The following is a 23135-nucleotide window of genomic DNA, read 5'->3' on the forward strand; positions in this document are numbered from 1 at the left end:
GCAAACTGCTGCAACCCATCACGTCAATCATTAAGGAGATTACGATGAAATTCTCGTTCAGATCCAAGCCGGCCCGTCGTCGAGCCCTGGAGGTTGCAGCATGCGCACTGCTCGGCGGCCCGCTGCTTTGCGGCACGGCACTCGCGGACTGGCCGGCGGACAAGCCGATTCGGATCGTGGTGCCTTTTGCCGCAGGCGGCGCCACTGATCTGCTCGGGCGCGCGCTGGCCGTGGAACTGACCAAGAGCCTCAAGCAAAGTGTGATCGTTGAAAACAAGCCTGGTGCAGGCGGCAACCTGGGTGCCCAGGCCGTGGCAATATCGCCGCCCGATGGCTACACACTGCTGCTGGCGTCGGGGAGCATGTTCACGGTCAACCAGTTCATCTACGCCAAGCCCGGCTACACCTTGAGCAGCTTTTCCCTGATCAGCAAGGTGGCCAGCGGTCCGATGGTGGTGACGGTGAATTCGGACCTGCCGGTGAAAAGCACGAAGGAACTGATCGCCTACGTCAAAGAGCGGCCCGCCAAGATCAGCTTCGCCTCGGCGGGGGTTGGCAGCCAGACGCACATGGCAGGCGAGTCGCTGGCAGACGCGGCAGGACTCGAGCTTCTGCATGTGCCTTACAAGGGCGAGGGCCCCGCCTATGGAGATCTGATGGCGGGCACGGTGCAACTGGCCGTTGCCAATATCAATGCGATGTCTCCGCTTCTCAAGGGCGGACGGCTCCGCGCACTTTCGGTGACGGGGAAAGAGCGGTCCCCGCTGCTTCCCAACATTCCCACCACCGCCGAGGATGGCGTCCCCGGATTCGAGTACATGGCTTGGTTCGCTCTCGCAGCGCCGGCCGGGACGCCGAAGGCGGCCATCGACCGTTTGCTCACCGAGGTGAAAGCAGCTGTTGCCGAGCCGGGGATGAAACGATACCTGACCGAACAGGGGATGTCGGCTGCCATCGTTCCACCCGAGCCGCTGAAGGTGGAGATCCTCAGTGAAGCGAGTAAGTGGAAGGCTCTCGTCGAGAAGAAAAAGCTTTCTGCCAACTGAGGCCTTGTCTTCTCCGATTGGCCGGGTGGGCAAGAGCGCAACCCAATCCTTTCCATTTCTCTAGCGAGCGATGCCACTATCACCTGAACTTGTTGCAGTTGCTGCGCCCATCGTCTTCGTCGCATACGCCGTATTCGGGATGACTGGATTCGGTGCGGCAATGGTGGCCGTGCCTATGCTCGTCCAGCTCATCCCGCTTCAGGTGGCGGTGCCTCTCGTGGTCCTCTTCGACCTGGTGGCGACAGCGATGGTCGGTGGCAAGAACTGGGGCAGCGTCTCCACGCCGGAATTGAAGTACCTGTTGCCGTCCATGCTGCTGGGGATTGCCATAGGGGTGGTATTGCTTCACAACGTAGGGCCGAGGTGGCCCCTGGTGGGACTCGGCGTCTTCGTGCTGGTTGTCAGCGTTCGCAATCTGCTGGCCGGTGAATCGGCGGCAAGGCCGCGGCTCCCCAGGGTATGGTCCTTGCCATTCGGGATGGCTGGCGGCGTGTTCAGCGCGCTGTTTGGTACCGGGGGACCGATCTATACGATCTATTTGGCCAGACGGCTATCTGATGTCGACCACTTCAGGGCGACGATTGCCGTCGTGATCCTTCTGAGCGGAATCAGCCGAGCCGCCGCGTTTGGTGTGGCAGGTCTTTATGGAAAGGACTCCATCCTCGGATTGGCTTGCGTCCTTCTCCCGATGTCCTTGCTCGGACTCTTCGTGGGTTCGAAGGCCAGGACCCTGGTGTCGCCTGAGCGCTTGAAGCGCCTTGTCCTGCTGCTCTTGTCGGCCGCTGGCGCTGGTGCGATCTACCGTGGTTTGGTTGCAAGCGGCTGATGGCTTGACTCGATCCGTTTCCGACATCTGGGCTGCTCAGGAGTTGGGCAGCGATGGGAAGCCAGTACCCAACCATTTCTGGTACAGCTTGTTCAGCTCGCCGTTGGCCTTGTTGCGCGTCACAAAGTCATCCACGGCCCTCTTGAGTTCCGCCTGGCCCGGGCGTACCACGATGCCCATGACCTGCTGGCGCAAGACCATCTTCTGTTCGTAAGTGTCCTGAGGCGCACGCTTGGCAATTTGCGCGGCCACGGTGGTCGAGCACCCGATCGCGTCAACCTGGCCGGAAAGCATCGCTTGCATGGCCGAAGCATCGTCGTCAAAACGGCGGATCTCGGTGCCTTCGGGCGCCATGCCTGTCAGCGTGACGTCCTGCACGCTGGCGCGGGCCACGCCCAGGCGCTTGCCCTTGAAGTCGGACGCAGCCTTGATGTCGACCTTCTTGGCGCCGTAGAGCACGACGGTCGCTGCCGCGTAGGGAATCGAAAAATCGACCTGCTTGGCGCGCTCCGGGGTGATGGCCAGCGACGCGACCAGCAGGTCGACCTTGTTGGTCAGCAGGAAAGGAATGCGGTTCGGTCCGGTCACCGGCACGATGTTGGCCTTGACGCCCCAGTCCTTGGCCAGCAGCCTGGCCACGTCGGCGTCGTAGCCGTCGGGCTGGTTCTGCGCATTGGTGGTGCCGTAGGGCGGAAAGTCGACCAGCATGCCGATGGTGATCTCGCCCTTCTTCTTGATGTCGGCCACGGACTGTGCCGAGGCGAAGGGTGCGAACACGGTGAGCCCGGCGCCCAATCCCAGGGATGCGAGGGATGCCAGCGCTGCGCGGCGGGTGGTGGTACGAGTCATGGGTTGTGTCTCCGAAACAAAGAAAGGAAGCGACGAGGAAGATAAAAAATGAGTCAGCATGCGAGCGCGCGGTCGTGCTTGCGCATCCCAAGCACCTCGTTGGAAAGGTGCAGCACCACCACCTCACATCACTCCGAACGTCTTGAATGCCTCGACCGTGCTCATGCCGTTCTTGATGGCTTTTCTCACGCTGCTTTCCGTGTCGGCCTTTTCTAGCGCGAGGCTGATCGCCTCCTTTTCCGCCTCGCGCGGAATGATCAGCACGCCGTCCTGGTCGCCGAAGACGATGTCGCCGGGGCGAACTCGAATTCCCCGGATCTCCACCGGCACGCGATAGTCGACGACCTTGCCTCGCGGGCCCTGGTCCTGGGAGTAGCCGCCAAGCGAAAACACTGGGAGGCCCAATTCGAGAACCTCCGTCGTATCACGGGAATACCCGTCGAGAACGGCGCCGGCTGCTTTCAGATGCAGGGCTCGCGTGGTCATCAGACCTCCCCACAGCGCGAACTCGGGGGCCGACCCCGTTGCCACGTAGACCTCGTTCGGCGCGAGATCGTCCAGCGCCTCGAAAAGCAGACCGAAAGCCTGCTGGCTCAGCGGCGATTTGCCCTCGGGTTCGGAGCGCGCATAGCAGTTGGTCTCCAGCACGGGCATGGCGCGGCCCGCCACGACCATGGAGCGTTCGACCGGCTTGATGGCCGGGGGCAGGAACTGGTGCATGAAACCCAGGGTGTCGAGGATGTCGCCGACCACTGCAGGGAACAGGCGCGCGCGCATCAGGGTGAACAGTTCGTCATCGTCTTTCCACATCGCTTCTTGCCTCCTGAAGAAATGCGGATTGGACCCATGGCGGCACGCGTGCACAACCTGTCCACCTGTATGATAGGTTAGGAGACGACGCATGACCGCACACCCCTTCGTCCTAGGCCGACTGGAGAGGACTTCCCTTGCAGAGCAGGCCGTTCAGAGCCTTCTGCAGCGCATACAGGACGCGAAGCTCGGCCCGGGATCACCGCTGCCTTCGGAAGCGCGCCTGGGTGAGTCGCTCGGGGTGAGCCGAACCGTCGTGCGCGAGGCGCTGAGAACCCTGAAGGGCTTGGGTGTGATCGACATTTCGAACGGCAAGAGCCCGACGATCCGCCGCGAACTGGACGCGACTGCGCTGGGCATCTACTTTTCGCGCGCCGTGCAGGTTCTGGACAATTCCACGGAGGACTTGATGGACGTGCGGGCAAGCCTCGAGGGTCGCGCTGCAGCATTGGCAGCGCTTCGCCGCACGCCGGAGCAACTGGCCCGGATGTCTGATCTGGTGATCCGGATGCAAGCGCAGCTTCGCCGCCCCGCGGTGTACGCGTCGCTCGATATGGAGCTGCACCTGGAAATCTCGCGGGCGAGCGGAAACCTGCTGCTGTTCCAGATCATCGGATCGATCCGGGCCTCGCTGGAAGCGCAGTCGCGCCAGGGCATGGAACGGCGCAAGACAGAAGCAAGCCTGCAACAGGTGCAGGATGCCCACGTCGAACTCGTCGAGCGGATCGGCAACCGGGATGCAGAAGGTGCAAGCCGATGCATGCTCTCGCACATGGAGCGCGCGCTGAGGGTGCTCCAAAAGCCGCCTGGCGTGCAGGCCCGCAAGTAAGCGATGCGTCTTGTCGGTCCCGGGCTTGAGCACGGCCATGGGAGTCTCGTGGACGTGCAGGACGTGGTGAGCGAGATCAGCGACATCGCGGGAAAAGAACGGCCGCTCGCCGCTTCTGGGGGAAGTGCGATGACCGCAGAAGGCCGCTGTGGGTCAGCGGCCCGCCTCGACCGCATCCACCAGTTCGGCCAGCGTGTGGAAGTGGTAGTCGGGCTCGGTGCGTTCGGACTCGATGGTGCCCCCCGATCCCTTCTGCGCATGGCGGCGCTCGATCCAGCAAGTGGCGATGCCCAGCTGTTTGGAGATGCCGATGTCGTGGTACTGGCTTTGCGCCACGTGCAGGTTGTCGGCCTGCCTGAAGCCCCAGGCGCCCTCGAAGCGGCCGCGCGCGTAGGCGAAGTAGCGTGCGTCGGGCTTCTCGCACAGCGCATCGTCGCAGCTCAGCAGCATGTCGAAGGGCGAGCCCAGCGTCTTGTCGAAATGGGCCAGCGCCCATTGCTGCGCGTTGGTCATCGTCACCAGCTTGAAGCGCTTGTGCAGCCGCTTCAGTGCCTCCACCGAGTCCGGGAAGGCCGGCCATTGCGCCACCGAATCGCGCAGGCCGCGGGCCAGCGCATCGCTGTCGGGCAGGCCCAGCGCGGGTGCGATGGCGTGCCAGCAGCGCTCCAGGTCGTCGGGGTACCAGCCGGCCTTGCCGTCGGCGCGTGCCTGGCGGTAGGCGCCCAGGAATTCCTCGTCGCTCACGCGTGCATCGGGCACCGCCGAGCGGAGGTAGGCGAGCATGCCGCGCTCGAAATCGATCAACGTGCCGACGACGTCGAAAGTGAGAACCTTGAAATCCTGCAGGGACATGGGAACAGCTCCAATCGAAGTGAAAAAGGCGCGCAGCGGCGAAGAGACGACAGGGGTCGTTCGCTACGAGCATAGGAGCCTCGCTGCTCCTTTTCAGATCGAAGTGGGCACGTGAATCGGCATGTGATTTCGCAATCGGTGCCGTGGCGGCATCTTGTTTCGCCATGGCCGGTGCCCGCGTTCCGGACCGGGCAGCCGCTCAGCGCGTCATCGTTCTCGCGAGCGTCTTCTGCGGCAGGTAGGCGCCGTGCTCCCGGAGCTTTTCGACCAGCACCTGCGTGTCGAGGTCGCAGGCCGGCTCGCCGCTCGCGACCGACTGCGCGGCGGCGGTGCCCACGGCCTGTCCCATCATGTAGGCGGCCGATTGCGCGCGGATCGACCCATGCACCTTGGTATCGCTCGAGTGGCAGCGCCCCGCCACCCACAGGTTCTGCGAGCCGCGCGGCACCAGGATGCTGTACGGAATGCCCACGCTGTTGCCGCGGCCCAGGTTGTCCTTGCCGTCGAAGTCGCGCAGGAAGCGTTCGTACTCGGCCTTGGAGGTATCGGTGGGGTGGACGTCCGTGGGCCGGTTGTAGACCGCGATCTGGTCGGGAAACTCCCGCCGGTTGCGAAAGTCCTCGATGCCCAGCTCGAACTCGCCGACGACGCGCCGCGAATCGCGCACGCCCATCACCGGCGCGGTGGCCAGCAGCTCGAGATCGGCGCAGCCGGGCACGTACTTGCGAAAGAACTCCAGATATTCCACCGCCAGCTTGCGTCCGAAAACCATGCCGTCCGACAGGCTGCGGCTGGACAGCGGATTCAGGTTGAACACGTGGCCCGCATTCAGGCTGGCCGTGCGCTCGCCGATCTTGTTCATGCCCGGCATGAAGAGGTCGGCCTGCGTGAAGTGGCCATCCGCGATGGCCCGTTCCAGCAGCTCGGTCTTGGTGCGGGCCTTGGCCGCGTCGATGCCGCGCCAGTCGTCGCCATAGGCCGGATCGTCCCAGCGCATGCCGCCGAAGAGCGAGCACAACGTGCTCGGCGCGACGGTGTCCGTGTCACGCAGCACGACCTTGCATTCGGCGCCCGCGAGCGCGGCCAGAGCGGCGTCGCCGGTGGCGTCCACGAAGGTCCGCGCCTTGACATAGCGCAGGCCCTCGACGTTGCTGAGCACCACGCCGCGCACGCGCCCGTCCCGCACGTCCGCTTCGATCAGCCGCGTGAAGAAGCGCAGCTCGACACCGGCCGCGACGGCGAAATCGTCGAGGATGCGCTTCAGATGCTCGGGCTTGAAGGGCACCCAGCGATTGAGCTGGCCGTCTAGGAATTCGCGAACCACGTGCGGGCCGAAAGCCTTCTGGCGCCACATCGTCTCCAGCAGCTCCTTCATGAAGCCGCCGACCAGCATGCGCTCGCCATCGGACACCGGGCCGAAGGACGCGACCAGGCCCGACGTGCCCATGCCGCCCAGGCAGCCGCCGGCCTCGACCAGCAGGGTCTTCAGGCCGAGCCGGGCCGCGCACACGGCCGCGGCCGTTCCGGCGGGGCCGCCGCCGGCCACCACCAGGTCGTAGCTTTCGTCCACGGGGATGGTGCGGCTGAAGGAATATTCGGACGGAGAGGTCATGGGCTGGGTCATCGCTGGGGGTTCTGCCGGTTCAGGTGGATGGCTTGTTGAGCGGCTTGGTGATCTCGGAAAACCGCCGCATCTCGGACTGGATGAAGGCCTGGAACTCGTCCGGCCCTTGCGGCCTGACCTCGATGCCCATGTCGGCCATCGCCTTGGCCACGTCGGCGGTCGCCAGCACGGCAAGGATGTCGTCGGCCAGCCTGGCCGTCACGGCGCGCGGCACGCCCGCCGGCGCGGCAAAGCCGGCCCAGTTCACGGCTTCGAAGCCCGGCAGCGTCTCGGAGATGGCGGGCCACTGCGGATAGAGCGGGCTGCGTTCCTTGCTGGTCACGCCCAGCACCTTGAGCTGTCCCGACCGGATGAAGCTCTCCGCGGAAGACGCCACCGAAAAGCCGAGCGGGATCTGCTTGCCGATCATGTCGGTGTACATCTTGGCCGCGCCGTTGTAGGGCACGTGCTGAAGCTGGATGCCCGCCATGTGGTTGAGCATCTCGCCGGCCAGCTGCGCGGATGTGCCGATGCCGTTCGATGCGAACGAAAGTGCCCCAGGGTTCTTCCTGGCCATGGCGATCAGCTCGCGCACGTTGCTGGCGCCGAAGTCCGCCGGTGCCACGAGCACGATGGTGAAATAGCCGATGCGCGCGATCGGCCCGAGATCCCTGGCCGTGTCGTACGGCAGGTCCTTGCGCTGGGCGGCATTGATGCTGAGAGAGCTTCCGAGCAGGGCGAAGGTGTGGCCATCGGGCGCGGCGCGCGCGGTCGCCAGCGTTCCGATCACCACGCCGCCGCCCGGTTTGTTCTCCACCACCACGGACTGCTTCCACCGGGCTTCCAGCGCCTGCACAAAGATCCGCGCCAGCCGGTCGGCCGCACCGCCCGGGGGCTGCGGAACGATCAGCTTGACGGGTCGGGTCGGAAACTCCTGGGCATAGGCAGCCCGGGTTCCCGCCAGCACGCCCAGCGATGCGGCCTGCAGCAGGCGCCGGCGAGACAGCCGCCCGTACTCGTGTGCGTTCATCTTTCTTTGTCTCTGGTCTTGTAGGAGTGCCTTCATTGTTGTGAGGCTCGCCCGGCCCCGCAAATGAAAAGAATTGGCGAGGGCTTAACCTTTGGTTATGTACTGCCGATTCCTGGCCGGCGGCATGCGATGGAGAATCCAAGGCATGAACCTGCGCCACATGGAAGTATTTCGTGCCGTGATGCTCACGGGCGGCGTCGTCGGCGCCGCGGAACTGCTGCATGTTTCGCAGCCGGCCGTGAGCAAGCTGCTCGGGCAGATCGTGCGCCAGACCGGCCTGATCCTGTTCGAGAGGATCAAGGGCCGGCTGATCCCGACCCCCGAGGCCCATCTGCTGCACCAGGAGATCGAGACCCTGTGGCGCGGCGTGGACCGGGTGCGGGACGTCACGCGCAGCCTGGCGCAACCCGACACCGGCATGCTGCGCATCGCGGTGTCCGCCAGTCTGGCGCCTTACCTGGTGCCACAGGCCATGGCGCTTCTCCATGCGCAATACCCGCGGCTCAAGTGCCGGGTCGAGGTGCTTGTCGCGCCGATCATGGTCGATGCACTGCTCGATCGCTCGATGGACCTGGCGATCGGCCTGCTGCCCAACGACCATCCGAACCTCATCGTCGTCAAGCGCTACCAGTGCACGCTCGCCTGCGTCATGCGCAGCGACCATCCCGTCGCCGGGCGCAAGATCGTCCGTCCGGCGGACCTGCGAGGCCACCGCATCATCACGTCCCCCGAAAGCAGCGCCTACGGCCGCAGCCTGCACCGGGCCTACGGCAAGGAAGCCGAGGAGCTCAACCTGGATGTCGAGGTGCGTTCGTCGACGACCGCCTGCTGGTTCGCGCAGGCCGGCGTCGGCATCGCGGTGGTGGACCGCGCCGCCATCGCGGGGCAGAACTTCCATGGCCTCGCGGTGCGGCCCTTCGGCAGCAGCGAGCGGCTCGATATCCACGTCATCCGCAACCGGTACCGCCCGATGTCGGTCGTGCAGCGCGCCTTCTGCGAAGCTTTCGACAAGGTCTGGACTCGGACGCCGGGCCTGGGCGGGCGGTCCGTCAGCCGGCCGCGGGCTCGTCTGGAAGCTTCGCGATCACCTTGATCTCGAACTGGAAGCCGTAGAGCCAGGTCACGCCGATGCCCGTCAGCGTCGGGTGCGGCGCCTCGCCCCAGTACTCCGCGACCACCTTCCAGATGGTTTCGAACTTCGATTCGGGATCGACGATGAAGACCGTCACGTCGACCACGTCGTCGAAGGTGCAGCCCGCGGCCGAGAGGATCGCGTTGAGGTTGTCGAACGCGAGCCGGACCTGCGCCTCCAGGTCGGGCTCCGGCGAGCCGTCGGGCCGGCTGCCGACCTGCCCCGACACGAAGAGAAAGCCGTTGGAGCGGATGGCGGGCGAATAGCGGTTGCGCTCGTAGAGCGCCTGGCGGCCGGCGGGAAAGACAACGTTGCGTGCGGACATGGATCGGCTTTCTTTCTTGGAAAGGGAGGTTGCGATCGGTGGACTCTAGGAGTGTGCGGCCGATGGATAAACAGGCAGGACGCACAATGACTGTTTGCACAGGACAAACAATCGACCCCGAGACACAGAGATGGACCGATTCGATGCGCTGCAGGCCTTCGCCCGCGTGGTGGAAGCGGGCAGCTTCACCAAGGCGGCGCAGACGCTCCACATGAGCAAGACCACCGTGACCCAGCTGGTCCAGCAACTGGAGGCGCGGCTGCGCGTGAGGCTCCTGAACCGCACGACGCGCCAGGTCAAGGTCACGGCCGATGGCGCCGCCTACTACGACCGCGTGGTGCGGCTGCTCGCCGACCTGGAGGATGCAGACGCCAGCCTGTCAGGCGCCTCGGCCTCGCCAAGGGGGCGCTTGCGCGTGGACGTGCCCACCCCGTTCGCCCGCATGATCCTGGTGCCCGCATTACCGGCGTTCCATGCGCGCCATCCCGAGATCCAGCTCGACCTCGGCGTGAGCGACCGGATGGTCGACCTGATCGGGGACAACGTCGACTGCGTGCTGCGCGGCGGCGAACTCACCGATTCGTCGCTGACGGCGCGTCGCGTGGGCGAGCTGCGGCTCGGCGTCTATGCGGCGCCGTGCTACCTGGAACGCGCCGGCACACCCGCACACCCGAGCGAGCTCGAAGACACGCACCACCGCATCGTGGGCTACCTGAGCGCGCGCAGCGGCAAGGTCGCTGCGCTGCGCATGCAGCGCGGCGGCGAGCACATCGAACTGCAGGGCCGCCACGTGGTCGCGGTCGACGACGGCAATGCCTACCTCGCGGCCGGCGTGGCGGGCATGGGCGTTCTCTGGCTGCCGCACTACATGGCCGCGCCCCACGTGGCCCAGGGCGAGCTGGTGCCGCTGTTCGAGGGCTGGCACTTCGGCGCGATGCCGATGTACGTGGTGTTCCCGCCGAACCGGCATGTCGGCGCGAAGCTGCGGGTGTTCATCGATTGGATCGACGAGCTGATGGCACGCCATGCGCCGATTGCTGCGCTGGGCGATGCGTGAAGCATGGATGGCTCGGGGGTCAGCCTGCAGGCGCAATCTTCCTCATCTGCGCAGGCGCATCGAAACCGAAAACCGGTCCGCCGGATGCACCGAGACTGAAATCTCGAACACCTCGCCCTGGGCATCGAAGTAGCGCCGGACGATCTTCAGCGCAGAAGCGCCGGCCTTGACCTGAAGCGATCGCGCCACGGCCCCGTCCTCCATGGTGACCGCCCGGACATCCTGGTGGATCTCGGCAATGTGCCGGCCATGGTGCTCCTCGATGAGCGAGCTGATCAGCGTGTCGGGCGATGCCTTCACGAGGTCGGCGATGTCCGCGTAGCTCGGGTCGATGTACACGTCGGTCCACCCGATGGGCGCTGCCGCATCGTTTTCTTCCATGCGCAGGCTCGAAATGCGCAGCCACGGCACGCCTTCGTCGCAACCCAGTTCGGTGGCCAGATCGCCGGCGGCGTTCACCGTTTCGATCGATTGCACGACGCGCACGTGCTCCGCGCCGAACTGAAGCAGATCGTCCACCGACGCCAATGACGGCCTGAAGCTGGCGCGCGGCTTCGCGGACTCGACCCGCGTGCCCACGTTCTTGCGCCGCGACACCAGACCCATCTGCTGCAGTTCGGCCAGCGCGGCGCGCACGGTGTGCCGGCTGGTGCCGTAGTGCTTGCAGAGCTCGAGTTCGGTGGGCAGCAGCGCACCCACAGCGAAATGTCCCGACGTGATGGCCTCGGTCAGGTGGCGCGCGATGTTGGAGAAATTGGCCTTCTGCGGCGCGGGTTCGAGGGTCGTGTTCATGACTTCAGGGTAAACCCCGTGTTGCGATTATGTCCGGACATATAAAGTCGGATATGTCCGAACATATTAATGTCCAGCTTCAGCAAACCAGTATCCATGCCGATTCCTTCGCTCCCCATGGCCAGCACCGTTGTTGATTCCATCCTGTTCCGCGATGCATTCGGCACCCGGAAGATGCGCGAGATTTTCTCAGACAGCACGCTGATCCGGCGCTACATCGATGCGGAGATCGCCCTGGCCAAGGCCGAGGCCCGCTGCGGCGTCATTCCGCAAGAGGCTGCCGAAGCGATTGCGCGCGAGTCCAAGATCGAGCGTATCGACTTCGACCACATGCGGGAAGAGACGGACATCGTCGGCTATCCCATCCTGCCGCTGGTGCATCAGCTGGTCGAGATGTGCGGAGAAGCAGGCCGCTTCGTGCACTGGGGCGCGACGACGCAGGACATCATGGACACCGCCGTCGCCCTGCAGGTGCGCGACGCGCTCGACAGCGTCGAAGCCGACATCCGCGAGTTGCGCGGCATCCTGGCCGCGCTGGCCAAAAAGCACCGCGATACGCCGATGGCCGGCCGCACCCATCTGCAGCAGGCACTGCCGGTGACCTTCGGCTACAAGGCTGCGATCTGGCTGGCGATGTTCGACCGGCACCAGCAGCGCCTTGCCGAGCTGCGCCCGCGCGTGGCGGTGGTCGAGTTCGCCGGCGCCGCCGGCACGCTGGCTTCTCTGGGTGACAAGGGCTTCGAAGTCCAGAAGGCGATGGCCGAGGAACTGGGGCTCGGCGTGCCCGCCACCACCTGGCATGTGGCGCGCGATGGTTTTGCGGAAGCAGTGAACCTGCTGGCGCTCGTGACCGGCTCGCTCGGCAAGATCGCGCTCGACATCATGATCATGGCGTCGACGGAGTTCGCCGAGGTCTACGAGCCCTTCGTGAAGGGACGCGGTGCATCGAGCACGATGCCGCAAAAGCGCAACCCGATCTCCAGCGAGTTGATGCTCGCGGCATCGAAGGCGGTGCGGCAGCACGCAGGCCTGATGGTCGATGCGATGGTGCAGGACTTCGAACGTGCCACCGGCCCCTGGCATGCCGAGTGGATCGCCATTCCCGAAAGCTTCATCCTGACCTCGGGCGCCTTGCACCAGGCGAAGTTCGCGCTCGGCGGACTGATCGTCGATGAAGCCCGCATGGCCCACAACCTGGGCATCAGCCGGGGACTGATCGTGGCCGAGGCCGTGATGATGGGCATGGCCCCGCACATCGGCCGCCAGCAGGCGCACGACGTGGTCTATGACGCCTGCCGCACCGTGAACGAGAAGGGCGGCACCCTGGCCGAGGCGCTGGCAGCACTGCCGGAGGTCACCCGGCATCTCGACCGCACCACCATCGATCGGCTCACCGATCCCGCCAACTACCTCGGCCTCGCGCCGCAGATGGTGGACCGCGCGCTGGCGCTGTCGGCCGAAGTCGGTGCCTGAGGCGTCCGGAATCCGAATCAACCAAGGAATCAAGATGAAGCCGACCTGGAAGTGTGCCGCGCTGGCATTGGCGCTTGTCGCGGGTACCGCGCTCGCCCAGACCTATCCCGCCAAGCCTGTCACCTGGATCGTGCCGTTCGCGGCGGGTGGCCCGACCGATGCGCTGGCGCGCACCATCGCGGAACGCGTGGCCCGCGAGATCGGCCAGCCGATCGTCATCGACAACGCGCCCGGCGCGGGAGGAACGGTGGGCGCCGCCAAGGCGGCGCGAGCCGCACCGGATGGCTACACGATGCTCGTCGGCCACATGGGCTACATGGGCGCCGCGCCCGCGCTGTACAAGAAGCTGAACTACGACCCCGTGAAAGACTTCGCGCCGGTGTTCCGCTTCCCCGACACGCCGCTGGTGCTGATGGTGCGCAAGGAGCATCCGGCCAAGGACATCAAGGCGCTGGTCGAATTTGCCAAAGCCAACCCCGACAAGATGTTCATCAGCAACGCGGGCGTGGGTTCCAGCTCGCACCTGATCGCGGCGTTGTTCGCCTCTTCGGCCGGCATCAAGATCTCGCAGGTGCCCTACAAGGGCGCCGGCCCGGCCCTGATCGACGTGATCGGCGGACAGGTCGACGGGATATTCGATCAAACCAATACCGCGCTGCCCCAGATCAGGGAAGCCAAGGTGCGGCCGCTGGCCGTGACGTCGAGAGTGCGTCTCACGCAATTGAAAGACGTCCCCACGCTGGCCGAGACCGTGCTGCCGAACTTCGAGGCCTCGACCTGGTATGGAATCTACGCGCCGAAGGGCACGCCGCAGGCGGTGCTCGACAAGGTGCAGGCCGCCTACCAGAAGGTCATGACGGACAAGGCGTTCACCGACCGCATGGCGGAGCAGGCCATTCAGCTGCTGCCGGCCGAGCAGTACACCGGCGCGGCGCTGGCGAAGCACACCCAGGCCGAGGTCGCTCGCTGGAAGGCCGTGGCGGCCAAGACAAATATCTCTCTGGACTGAGCATGCGCAGCAGCACTCGCTTCGAGCGTGATGCATTCGGTCCGGTCGAGATTGCCGCCGATCGCTACTGGGGCGCGCAGACACAGCGCGCGCTCGGCGTGTTCGACATCGGCGTAGAGCGCTTTCCGTCCTGCCTGATCCACGCCTTCGGCTTGCAGAAGATGGCGGCGGCCCGTGCGAACCTGCGGTGCGGCGCCCTCGACCCTGTGCTGGCGGAGCCGGTCGTCGCAGCGGCGAGCGAGCTGCGCGACGGGCGCCTCGACGCGCATTTTCCGTTGACCATCTGGCAGACCGGCTCCGGTACGCAGACCAACATGAATGCGAACGAGGTGATCGCGAACCGGGCGAATGAAATGCTCGGACAGCCGCTGGGCAGCAAATTTCCGGTGCATCCCAACGACCACGTCAACGCATCCCAGTCGTCGAACGACAGCTTCCCGACGGTGATGCATCTGGTCACGGTGCTGGAACTCGAGGAGCGGCTGAAGCCGTCGCTCGTCCTTCTGCAGGAAGGCCTGCGCGCGCGCGCCGATGCCTTTGCCGACGTCCTGAAGATCGCGCGCACGCACCTGATGGACGCCGTACCCATGACGATGGGACAGGCCTTCGACACCTTTGCCCGCCAGGTCGCACACGGGGTCGATCGAATCGACGCCACGATGCTAAGGCTTATGTCGCTGCCACAGGGCGGAACCGCGGCCGGCACCGGCTTGAATGCACCACCCGGATTCGACGTGTTCTTCTGCGAGGAGATCCGTGCGCTCACGGGGCGGAACTTCTCGCCCAATCCATCGAAGTTCGAAGGCATGGCCGCGCACGATGCCCTGGTCGAGGTGTCCGGCGCACTCAATGTGATCGCGACTTCGTTGATCAAAATGGCCAACGACCTGCGCTGGCTCGGGTCCGGTCCGCGCTGCGGCCTGGGGGAACTGAAGATTCCGGACGACGGCCTGACGAGTTCGATCATGCCGGGCAAGCGCAATCCGACGATCGCGGAGGTGTTGGCGCAAGCCTGCATGCAGGTCACCGGAAATCACGCGACCATCACCATGGCCAACGCATCAGGCAACTTCGAACTCAACGTGGCCAAGCCTGTACTGATTGCCAACCTGCTTCAATCGATCCGCGTGCTTGCGGATGCATCGCGCGTCTTTGCCCAGCGCCTGGTCCGGGACGTCGAGGTGAACGGTGCGCAACTGGCCCGCAATGTCGAGAACGCGTTGCTGCTGGTGACGGCGCTGAATCCGATCCTTGGCTACGACAAGGTCGCGCAGATCACCGCTGCGGCGCTCGAACAGGGCGTCACCCCGCGAGCGGCGGCGTTGTCACTCGGGTTGCTGGACGAAGCAACCTACGACCGTGTGGTGGATGCCCGAACCTTGGCTGGGCGCCCGGCGCATCGACCAGAGGGTTTCAGCGAGCGGTCATGAGGGCCTGCCGCGCCAGGCCTTCAGGATCAGCGTCTCGATGTCGTGCACTTCGCGTCGGACAGCCGCGGCCACGGCCTCGCGGTACGGCGGCATGTTCGTGCATTCGAGCACGATGCTCTCGACGGAAGGGGAGGCTTGCACCAGGCGCACCGCCGCTTCGACAACATTGCGCTGCGCCTCGGCAAGATCGAGCACGGTGTCGTTGTCCAGGATGCGGCGATGGAACTCGCAGCCCGGGCGCACGCCCATGACAGGTGTTCCCGCGGGCACGCCGGCAGCCTGCAGGATCTGCGGTGTCAGCGATTGCGCATCGAAGGTGACGATGCCTGGATGAGTGCAGTGCCGCACCTGCAGCAGGCTCGAGGTCAGCACCGGTACCGGAACTGCCTGCGAGAGCACGTCCTGGTAGGCGGCCAGGAAACCGCAGCTGGTGGTGATCATCGACGCGCCTTCCGCGGCCAGTCGCATCGCGGCGTCGACGAAAGGCTGGACCAGGCGCGGATCGGCTTCTTCGACGATGCGCCTGGGCGATGCACCTTCCACCGTGAAAAAGCGCACCGGGATGCCGGCCCGCGCATAGGTCTGCGCGTTGCCGACATCGCCCGGCGGCCGCGGAAAGCGCGTGTCGAGCATCAGCACACCGAGAAAGCCAGGCGCAGCGTCGTTCATGTCAAACAAAAACTCAGGAGACCGAGGGAAGGGCGCTGCGGCGGTCGATCTTCCGGCTCAGGACGATGGAGGTCTGCGTCTGGTTGATGCCCTCCAACTGGCCAAGCTGGTCCAGCAGGACATCGAGCTTTTCCGGTGTGTCGCAGCGCAGGAAGACCATGTAGTCGAACTGGCCGCTCACGGCCGAGAGCTCTTCCACTTCGGGCACGCGCTCGAGCGCCCGGATCACCGCGGGCGCGTTCTTCGCATTGACGCTGAGCCCGCAGATCGCGCGAACGGCCGCATGCTCGAGCTTGTGGCCCAGGCGCACGCCGTAGCCCGCCACGACGCCTTCGCGCTCGAGCCGGGCGATGCGCGCGACCACGGTGGTGCGCGCGATCTTGAGCTTTCGCGCCAGGTTGGCGGCGGGCTCCCTGGCGTTGGCCTGGAGCAGGCTCAGCAGGTGGCGGTCGAGGTCGTCAAGTCTTCCATCCATCGGGCAGCCTCGTGAAAGTGGGATTCGAGCGGCATGCTAAAGCACTGCGCGCACGAGGCTGCCGGATCCTGGCGCCCGCGGGGCCGCGAAGCGCTCAGGCTTCAGCGAGTTCCTGCTGCGAAGGGCTGGACGCGGTCACGCCGAGCCCCTGATAGTAGTGGCCCACGCGTGTCGAGAGCAACGCCTCGAGCGGCACCTGCTCCTGCCCGACGAAGCCGGACCGGGGCAGCTTGCCCTGCTGCAGCAGCTCGAACACGCCGACCACGCCGGCCGCGGTGGTGAGCTCGATCGCGGTGCGGTCCTTGCCGCGAAGCTTCGCGCCGAACACGCGGCCCAGGCGGGTTTCCTGCTCGAAGCGGCCGCCCCGCATGCCCGAGGCCGAGGCGAACACGATCACCACGTCTTCGCGGCTGTGCGGCACCGCATGCTCGAGCACCTGGCGCAGCAGGTCACGGCGCTCGATCAGGCGCAGGTCGTGCAGCAGGAAGTTCATCGCATCGCGATGGCCCGGATAGCGGATGGTCTTGTAGTCGAGGTTGCGCACCTTGCCGCGCAGCGTCTCGCAGAGCGTGCCCAGTCCGCCCGATGTGTTGAAGGCCTCGAAGGCCTCCGCATCGAGCGTGAAGGTCTCGTGGCCCTCGAGTGCCTGCACCGACACGAGCTGGCCGTTCACGATTGCGTCACAGGCGTTGCAGTATTCGTTGATGACGCCGTCGATGCTCCAGGTGAAGTTGTATCGAAGGCTGTTGGTGGCGTTGCGTGTCAGCGCGCCGACGCGCAGGCGCAGGTCGTAGAGCTCGTCGAAGTGCCCCGCCAGGTGGCCGCCGAGCATGCCGATCACGCCCGGCGCGAGGCCGCTTTGCGGCATCAGCACCGACGTGGCTTCATGGGAAAGCTGGCGGATGGCATGGGTGGCTGCCACGTCTTCCGTCAAGTCGAAATAATGGACGCCCAACCGGGCCGCCTGCGTGGCCACGCGCGCGGCCAGGAAGAAGGGCAGCGCGTTGATGACCACCGTGTGCGAGGCCAGTTCACCGGCCAGCGCTGCCTCGTCTTCCACGTTCAGCGTGATCTGCCGCACCAGCGGATCGCTGGACGGCTTGCCGGCGCGCTGGTCGGCCAGCGTCACGGGAATGCGGTGGTATTCGGCGATCATGTCCGCCACCGTGCTGCCCACCTTGCCCGCACCCAGCACCAGAACACTCTTGACTTGCAGCTTCGACATTTTGTTTCTCCAGAAAGGAGCTACGGCTCCATGGAGAAAATGTAGAAGCGAAGGCTGGCAGGCGGTAGAGAGCAGAACGGCGAAGGCGGCAGTCTTCTCGACGTTTCGACGAAGCCGCGTGACGTTTCGGAGGACTCAGGCTCCGCGCCGCCCGCGGTGCAGCATCAATCCCGGCGCGTCCAGCTGCGCCATCAGAATGTTCCCATGGGTCGAATCGGTCACGTAGAGCGTGCTGCGGTCCTTGCCGCCGAAGGCAAGGTTGGTCGTGGAAGCCTCCGCCGGTCCCCGAAGAACGATGACCGGCTCGGCACGGGCGTTCAGCAGCCAGACATAGCCCAGGCCCGGATTGGCGACGACCACGCGTCCTTTCGCATCGACCGCCAGGCCGTCGGGTCCACTCGGACCGTACGAGGTGAAGAACTGGCTCACCTTGGCGACGCTGCCATCGGCCAGCAGCGGCACGCGCCACACGCAGTTGCCGCGCGTCACCGCCAGGTAGAGCAGCTTGCCGTCGGGCGAGAGCGCCACGCCGTTCGGGCTGGGCACGTTGCCCAGCAGCAGATCGAGCTGCCCGTCCGGCCGCAGCCGGTAGAGGCGGCCCGTGGGGTCGTGCAGCCCGGTCTGGCCCTGGTCGGTGAAGTAGACGTTGCCCTGCGCGTCCAGCACCAGGTCGTTCACGCCCTTGAAGCGCTCGGTGTTGCGCCGCTGCAGGTGAGGCGTGACGGCGCCGGTGCGCACGTCGATGCGCATCAGGCCATTCTTGTAGTCGGTGACGAGCAGCGTGTGCGCGTCCAGGAACTTCATGCCGTTCGGCTCGCCGTCGTATTCGGCCACCAGGGTCCACGCACCGGCCGGATCGATGCGGAAGACGCGGCCGAACGGGATGTCCGCCACGTAGAGGTTGCCGGCCTCGTCGAACACCGGCCCCTCGAGAAACGAGTCGGTGGCCTGGCCGCCGCGGTTGGCGTCGGCCCAGGCGCTGGGCTCGCGCCGGCGCAGGGCGCCGGGCATGCGCGTGAACACTTCGAGTTCTCGGACTTCGGGGGGCTGCAGAAGGAACAAGGGTGTCTCCGTCGCGGCGCCGGCGCCGCAGGGTGTGAAGGAAGGTGCGGCGTGTTGGTGGCGGTCAGGCCTCGCCGAAGCCGTAGAGCCGTGCCGGGTTGTCGACGAGGATACGGTCCATCACGCCGTCATCGCCGCACCAGGCGCGCAGCACGTCCACCAGGCCGGCGTCGTCGACCGTGCCCGGTGCCTCTGTGGTGTGGGGCCAGTCGCTGCCCCAGAGCATGCGCTCCGGCGCGGCCTGCACCAGCGCGCGCCCCAGCGCATGGGTGTCGCCATAGGCCGGCGCGCCCTCCCGCGAGCGCATGTAGACGCCGGACAGCTTCACCCAGGTGTTGCCCCTGTCGAGCAGCCGGCGCAGCGTGGCGAAGGCGGCGCCGGCCGGCCCTTCGGCGGGATCGATGCGCGCCATGTGGTCGATCACGAGCGAGGCGGGCAAGGCCTCGAGCAACGGCGCCAGTTCGACCAGCTGCCCGGGGTGGACGAAGACCTGGATGTGCCATCCCAGGCGCGCCGCCTTGCGTGCGAGCGCCGTCAGCATTTCCGGCGTGGTGGCGCCCCAGGATTGCGGCGTCACGAAGTTCACGCGGAATCCGCACACGCGCTGCGCCGCGAGGCGCTCGAGCTGCGCATCGTTCACCTCGGCGCCGACCACCGCGACGCCGCGCGCGCTCGTTCCGAGCCGCGCCAGCGCGTCGAGCATGCAGGCGTTGTCGGTGCCATAGGTCGACGGGTTCACGACCACCGTGCGCGACGTGCCCAGCCGCTTCTGGAGCTGGCGATAGGCGGCGACCTCGGCGCGGGGCGGCTGCCGCTTCCAGTGCCGCGAGGGCGCGAACCGCGGATCGAAGATGTGCATGTGGCTGTCGCAGGCGTTGGCGGGCAGCCTGCGCGACGGGCGATCGAGCCCGACCGAATGCGGCACGGGATGCCTGAGCGGGAGATCGGCCATTGGCGCGTCAGTCGAGCTTGATGTTGCCCTGGCGGATCACCTCGGCCCACTTCGCGTCTTCCTTCTTCAGGAAGGCCGCGAACTCGGCCGGCGTGGAGCCGACGGCCTGCACGCCGACGTCGGTGAAGCGCTGCTTCACTTCTTCTTCCTTCAGCACCTCGACCAGCGCCTTGTGCAGCTTCGCGGCGACGGGCTCGGGCGTGCCGGCCGGCAGCAGCAGGCCGTTCCACTCGAAGGCCTCGTAGCCCGGCACGACCGATTCGGCCACCGTCGGCACGTCCGGCAGGCGCCTGGAGCGCTCGGGCGACGAGATCGCGAGCGCCCGCAGCTTGCCCGAGGACACCAGCGGATAGGACGCCGCGATGGTGCTGAACATGAAGTCGACCTGGCCGCCGGTCACGTCCACGATGGCGGGTCCGCCGCTCTTGTAGCCGACGTGCACCATGTCGAGGTCGAGCCGCTGGCGCAACAGCTCCGCCGCCAGCCGCTGCACGGTGCCGCTGCCGCCGGAGGCGAAGTTCAGCTTGCCCGGTGCGGCCTTGGCCTTGGCAACCAGGTCCTTCACGTCCCTGATCGGCGACTCGGCCCTGACGATGAGGATGTTCGGCGCCAGCGAGACCAGCGCCAGCGGCTGCAGCGCATTGGCCGCATACGGCATGCGCGGGAACAGGTGCGGATTGATGGAGTAGGGCGTGGCGTCGTAGAGCACGGTGTAGCCGTCGGCCGGGGCCTTGGCGGCAATGCTCGCGCCGATGGTCCCGCTCGCGCCGGGGCGGTTGTCGACGATCACGCTGGTGCCCAGCTTCACGCCCATGCGCACGGCGAGCACGCGCGCCAGCGCATCGGCCGAGCCGCCGGGCGCGTAAGGGACGACCAAGGTGATCGGACGCTCGGGAAAGGCGGCATGCGCCGAGGCTGCAGCCAGGAAGCAGATCGCCAGCACGCGGCGGATGAAGGTTTTCATGTGTCGTCTCGATGAATGGTTGGGTAGGCAGGAGCAAGAGCGCAGCGCATCCGCTCACTCTGCTTTCAGGTCGAGGGCGTGTGCGAGCTCGCCATAGGCTTTCACTTCGTTGGCGAGCTGCGCGCCGAACGCTTCGGCACAGGTGCTCCGCGCTTCCATTCCGAGCATCCGAAGCTTCTCCACCGTCGCGGGCGCGCTGGCAAACTCGGTCGCCACGCGCCGCAGCGCGGCCAGGACCTGCGGCGGCGTTTGCGCCGGCGCCAGCAGGCCATACCAGGCGTCGGCGGAGTAGCCCTTGATGCCGGCCTCCTCGAAGGTCGGCACGCCCGGTAGCAGCGCCGAACGCTTGGGCGCGGCGACCGCGAGTGCGCGCAGCTTGCCGGCTTGCACTTGCGGGAGGACCGACCCCAGGGTTGCAAAGGAACTGTCCACCTGTCCGCCCATCAGGTCGGTCATGGCCTGGGCGGCGCCCTTGTAGGGAATGTGGTTCATCGAGGTGCCGGTCAGCCGCGTGAACTGTTCGCTCGCGAAATGGCCGGAGCTGCCGCTTCCCGGCGTGGCATAGGTGCGCTTGCCGGGCGCTGCCTTCACCTCCCGCAGAAACTCGCCGACCGTGCTGGCGGCCATCGTCGGCCCGACCACCAGCACCGTCGGACTCGCTGCCAGCGAGCACACCGGGGCGAACGAACGGACTGCGTCGAATTTCACCCGATGGCTGTAGAGCGCCGGGATCATCGTGTGGTTGGTCGCACCCAGCAGCAAGGTGTAGCCATCCGGTGCGGCTGCGGCCACGGCTTCCGCCGCCAGGATCGTGTTGGCGCCCGGCTTGTTGTCGACCACGAAAGGCTGGCCGAGCGCGCGCGCGGCATGCTCGGCGAATGCGCGCGCGACGGTGTCGGTCGGGCCTCCCGCGGAAAAACCCACAAGGATTCGTACCGGCTTGGCGGGCCACGCGGTCTGTGCAGCGGCGGGCAGTGCCGCGCACAGCCCCATTGAAACGGCCAGCGACACGGTCGCCAGATGGATCTTCATAGCTTGTCTCTCGTTGTTGGAAGCTGCGGCGCGTTTGCCAGGCACGCGTTCGGCGGACGTGGCGCCGCCGAAGTTCAGTTCGCGACCGGCTGCCGGGCGAGCACGTGCAACACGTTCTTCGCCGCGCCGACGCCCATGTTCACATAGGCATCGCCGGTCACGCCGCCGATGTGCGGGCTCAGCACGAAGTTCTTCTCGCCCTGGAAAGGATGGCCCGCGGCCATGGGCTCGACCGCGAAGCTGTCCAGGCCCGCCATGCCGACCTGGCCCGAGCGCACCGCGGCCAGCAGCGCCGCCTCGTCGACGAGGCCGCCGCGCGCGGTGTTCACCAGGATCACGCCGCGCTTGCACCGGGCCAGCGTGCCGGCGTTGACCAGGCCGCGGTTGTCTTCCGTCAGCGGGCAGTGCAGCGAGATCGCATCGGACTCGCGCCAGATCGCCGGCAGGTCGACGGCCGTCACATGCGGCGGAGGATTCGCGGCATAGGGATCGAAGCCGATCACGCGCATGCCCAGCGCATCGGCCATGCGGGCAAAGCGCAGCCCGATCGCCCCCAGGCCGATCAGCCCGATGGTGCGGCCGCCGAGCTCGAGGCTCTTGTGCGTGGCCTTGTCCCAGTGGCCAGTGTGCATGCGCGCGTCCAGCGCCACGACCGACTTGGCGCAGACCAGCAGCAGCGCCAGCGCCTGCTCGGCCACCGCGGCGGCGTTCGCGCCCACGGCCGCGACCACCTCGATGCCGCGCGCCTGGGCCGCGGCCTTGTCGATGGTGTCGGTGCCGCTGCCGTGCTTGGAGATCACGCGCAGCGAGTGCGCCGCGTCCATCACCGCGGCGCCGACCTTGCCGTAGCGCACGATGATGGCCACGGGATCGTGCGCGCGGCACAGCGCCACCAGGTCGTCCTCGGTCGGCGTCTTGCCGGCGTAGACGATCTCGTGGCCCTCGAGCAGCGCGATGGCCTGCGGCGCGAGGTCGGCACCGGTCACCACGATGGTGCTCACAGGGCCTCTCCTTCCTTGAGCACGCCGGCCGTGCGCAGCGCGCTGTTCAGCCACTTGACTGCGGTGTCGCCTTCCTTGATGGCGGCAATGCGTGCGGCCTCGTCGCTGACCTTGCGGGCCGCCGCGGGCAGCAGCGCCTCGATCTTCTCGCGCTCGACCACCACCACGCCGTCGCCGTCGGCAATCACGAAGTCGCCCGGGCGCACCGTGACGTCGCCGACCGAGACCGGATGTCCGATGCGCCCGGCGATGTTCTTGGTCGGACCGTTCGGGTTGGTGCCCACGCAGAACACGGGAAAGTCCATCTCGTCGATCTCGAGGCTGTCGCGGCAGGCGCCGTCCATCACCACGCCCGCGATGCCGAGCTTCTGGCAGGCCGTCATCATGATGGTGCCCATGAGCGCCGAGCCTTGGTCGCCCTTGCCGTCGATCACCAGCACGTCGCCGGGCCTGGCCATCGCGATGGCGGCGTGGATCATGAGGTTGTCGCCGGGGCGCACCTCCACCGTGAAGGCGGAGCCGGCCAGCTTCATGCGCGGGCGCAGCGCCTTGATGCGGCCATGCATCGCGCCTCGGCGGCCGGCCACGTCGGCCAGGATGGCGGGCTGGAAATGCGCGGCCTGCGCCACGATGTGCGCGGGCACGCGCTCGAAATTGCGAATGATGTCGGGAGGGTTGGAGGACATGGGTTC

Annotated in this window: 24 protein-coding genes; 8 read left to right on the forward strand and 16 right to left on the reverse strand. The window is 66.5% G+C overall.

Annotation, left to right across the window (positions count from 1 at the left end):
- The first annotated feature begins 44 nt into the window (after positions 1-44).
- Positions 45-1046, forward strand: a complete 1002-nt coding sequence (locus VAPA_RS28500) for a Bug family tripartite tricarboxylate transporter substrate binding protein (protein WP_021003678.1) — start codon at positions 45-47, stop codon at positions 1044-1046.
- Between the two features lie 70 nt (positions 1047-1116).
- Positions 1117-1872 (forward strand): sulfite exporter TauE/SafE family protein, encoded by a 756-nt coding sequence (locus VAPA_RS28505; protein ID WP_021003679.1) that lies wholly within the window; start codon positions 1117-1119, stop codon positions 1870-1872.
- Positions 1873-1908: 36 nt separating this feature from the next.
- Here the strand turns inward: VAPA_RS28505 and VAPA_RS28510 are convergent, their stop codons facing one another.
- Together VAPA_RS28510 and VAPA_RS28515 are read right to left on the reverse strand one after the other, a co-directional pair.
- The gene (locus VAPA_RS28510) at positions 1909-2721 is read right to left on the reverse strand and encodes a transporter substrate-binding domain-containing protein (protein ID WP_021003680.1); all 813 of its coding nucleotides are present in this window, start codon (positions 2719-2721) and stop codon (positions 1909-1911) included.
- Between the two features lie 123 nt (positions 2722-2844).
- A complete protein-coding gene (locus VAPA_RS28515) occupies positions 2845-3531 on the reverse strand; it encodes an RraA family protein (RefSeq protein ID WP_021003681.1) in 687 nt (228 codons plus the stop codon).
- Positions 3532-3622: 91 nt separating this feature from the next.
- Between VAPA_RS28515 and VAPA_RS28520 the strand changes: the two genes are divergently transcribed.
- On the forward strand, positions 3623-4360 hold the full coding sequence (locus VAPA_RS28520; protein ID WP_021003682.1) for a FadR/GntR family transcriptional regulator: 738 nt from the start codon (positions 3623-3625) through the stop codon (positions 4358-4360).
- Positions 4361-4513: 153 nt separating this feature from the next.
- Here the strand turns inward: VAPA_RS28520 and VAPA_RS28525 are convergent, their stop codons facing one another.
- From VAPA_RS28525 to VAPA_RS28535, 3 genes are all read right to left on the reverse strand, one after another.
- Complete coding sequence (locus VAPA_RS28525) at positions 4514-5212, reverse strand: HAD-IA family hydrolase (RefSeq protein ID WP_021003683.1); 699 nt, start codon at positions 5210-5212, stop codon at positions 4514-4516.
- A gap of 199 nt (positions 5213-5411) precedes the next feature.
- Positions 5412-6824: an FAD-dependent oxidoreductase gene (locus VAPA_RS28530; RefSeq protein ID WP_230559088.1), complete on the reverse strand. Its 1413-nt coding sequence runs from the start codon at positions 6822-6824 to the stop codon at positions 5412-5414.
- Between the two features lie 31 nt (positions 6825-6855).
- On the reverse strand, positions 6856-7845 hold the full coding sequence (locus VAPA_RS28535; RefSeq protein ID WP_041946658.1) for a Bug family tripartite tricarboxylate transporter substrate binding protein: 990 nt from the start codon (positions 7843-7845) through the stop codon (positions 6856-6858).
- Positions 7846-7990: 145 nt separating this feature from the next.
- Between VAPA_RS28535 and VAPA_RS28540 the strand changes: the two genes are divergently transcribed.
- Entirely contained in the window at positions 7991-8938 is a 948-nt protein-coding gene (locus VAPA_RS28540) for a LysR family transcriptional regulator (RefSeq protein ID WP_021003686.1), read from the forward strand.
- Here the strand turns inward: VAPA_RS28540 and VAPA_RS28545 are convergent.
- On the reverse strand, positions 8895-9302 hold the full coding sequence (locus VAPA_RS28545) for a RidA family protein (protein WP_021003687.1): 408 nt from the start codon (positions 9300-9302) through the stop codon (positions 8895-8897). The genes VAPA_RS28540 and VAPA_RS28545 overlap by 44 nt on opposite strands.
- 130 nt (positions 9303-9432) lie before the next feature.
- On the opposite strand from VAPA_RS28545, the gene VAPA_RS28550 reads away from it, so the two are divergent.
- The gene (locus tag VAPA_RS28550) at positions 9433-10359 is read left to right on the forward strand and encodes a LysR family transcriptional regulator (protein WP_021003688.1); all 927 of its coding nucleotides are present in this window, start codon (positions 9433-9435) and stop codon (positions 10357-10359) included.
- Positions 10360-10401: 42 nt separating this feature from the next.
- On the opposite strand, the gene VAPA_RS28555 is transcribed toward VAPA_RS28550, so the two are convergent.
- Positions 10402-11151, reverse strand: coding sequence for a GntR family transcriptional regulator (locus VAPA_RS28555; RefSeq protein WP_021003689.1), 750 nt, complete (start codon positions 11149-11151; stop codon positions 10402-10404).
- A 117-nt stretch (positions 11152-11268) separates the two neighbouring features.
- Between VAPA_RS28555 and pcaB the strand changes: the two genes are divergently transcribed.
- Genes pcaB through VAPA_RS28570 form a run of 3 tightly spaced genes read left to right on the forward strand, consistent with a single transcriptional unit; the run spans position 11269 to position 15063 of the window.
- Positions 11269-12624, forward strand: coding sequence for a 3-carboxy-cis,cis-muconate cycloisomerase (gene pcaB / locus VAPA_RS28560; protein ID WP_413470491.1), 1356 nt, complete (start codon positions 11269-11271; stop codon positions 12622-12624).
- A 34-nt stretch (positions 12625-12658) separates the two neighbouring features.
- On the forward strand, positions 12659-13633 hold the full coding sequence (locus VAPA_RS28565) for a tripartite tricarboxylate transporter substrate binding protein BugD (protein ID WP_021003691.1): 975 nt from the start codon (positions 12659-12661) through the stop codon (positions 13631-13633).
- A gap of 2 nt (positions 13634-13635) precedes the next feature.
- Positions 13636-15063: a class II fumarate hydratase gene (locus VAPA_RS28570; RefSeq protein ID WP_021003692.1), complete on the forward strand. Its 1428-nt coding sequence runs from the start codon at positions 13636-13638 to the stop codon at positions 15061-15063.
- Here VAPA_RS28570 and VAPA_RS28575 read toward each other — a convergent pair.
- The 9 genes from VAPA_RS28575 to VAPA_RS28615 all read right to left on the reverse strand — a co-directional run bounded on the left by VAPA_RS28575 (position 15058) and on the right by VAPA_RS28615 (position 23129).
- The gene (locus VAPA_RS28575; RefSeq protein ID WP_021003693.1) at positions 15058-15732 is read right to left on the reverse strand and encodes an aspartate/glutamate racemase family protein; all 675 of its coding nucleotides are present in this window, start codon (positions 15730-15732) and stop codon (positions 15058-15060) included. The two genes, VAPA_RS28570 and VAPA_RS28575, sit on opposite strands and share 6 nt — an antisense overlap.
- Before the next feature lie 13 nt (positions 15733-15745).
- The gene (locus VAPA_RS28580; RefSeq protein ID WP_021003694.1) at positions 15746-16207 is read right to left on the reverse strand and encodes an Lrp/AsnC family transcriptional regulator; all 462 of its coding nucleotides are present in this window, start codon (positions 16205-16207) and stop codon (positions 15746-15748) included.
- Positions 16208-16301: 94 nt separating this feature from the next.
- On the reverse strand, positions 16302-17432 hold the full coding sequence (locus VAPA_RS28585; protein WP_021003695.1) for a saccharopine dehydrogenase family protein: 1131 nt from the start codon (positions 17430-17432) through the stop codon (positions 16302-16304).
- 135 nt (positions 17433-17567) lie between these two features.
- On the reverse strand, positions 17568-18494 hold the full coding sequence (locus VAPA_RS28590) for an SMP-30/gluconolactonase/LRE family protein (RefSeq protein ID WP_021003696.1): 927 nt from the start codon (positions 18492-18494) through the stop codon (positions 17568-17570).
- A 64-nt stretch (positions 18495-18558) separates the two neighbouring features.
- Positions 18559-19446: an amidohydrolase family protein gene (locus tag VAPA_RS28595; RefSeq protein WP_021003697.1), complete on the reverse strand. Its 888-nt coding sequence runs from the start codon at positions 19444-19446 to the stop codon at positions 18559-18561.
- 7 nt (positions 19447-19453) lie between these two features.
- A complete protein-coding gene (locus tag VAPA_RS28600; RefSeq protein WP_021003698.1) occupies positions 19454-20410 on the reverse strand; it encodes a Bug family tripartite tricarboxylate transporter substrate binding protein in 957 nt (318 codons plus the stop codon).
- Positions 20411-20464: 54 nt separating this feature from the next.
- The gene (locus tag VAPA_RS28605) at positions 20465-21442 is read right to left on the reverse strand and encodes a tripartite tricarboxylate transporter substrate binding protein (RefSeq protein WP_021003699.1); all 978 of its coding nucleotides are present in this window, start codon (positions 21440-21442) and stop codon (positions 20465-20467) included.
- A 74-nt stretch (positions 21443-21516) separates the two neighbouring features.
- A complete protein-coding gene (locus VAPA_RS28610) occupies positions 21517-22443 on the reverse strand; it encodes an NAD(P)-dependent oxidoreductase (RefSeq protein WP_021003700.1) in 927 nt (308 codons plus the stop codon).
- Positions 22440-23129 carry an RraA family protein gene (locus VAPA_RS28615; protein ID WP_021003701.1) on the reverse strand — a complete coding sequence of 230 codons (690 nt, stop codon included), beginning with the start codon at positions 23127-23129 and terminating at the stop codon, positions 22440-22442. Before VAPA_RS28615 ends, VAPA_RS28610 begins: the two co-directional genes overlap by 4 nt.
- Between the last annotated feature and the right edge of the window lie 6 nt (positions 23130-23135).

This window comes from Variovorax paradoxus B4 (assembly GCF_000463015.1).
Lineage (GTDB): Bacteria > Pseudomonadota > Gammaproteobacteria > Burkholderiales > Burkholderiaceae_C > Variovorax > Variovorax paradoxus_E.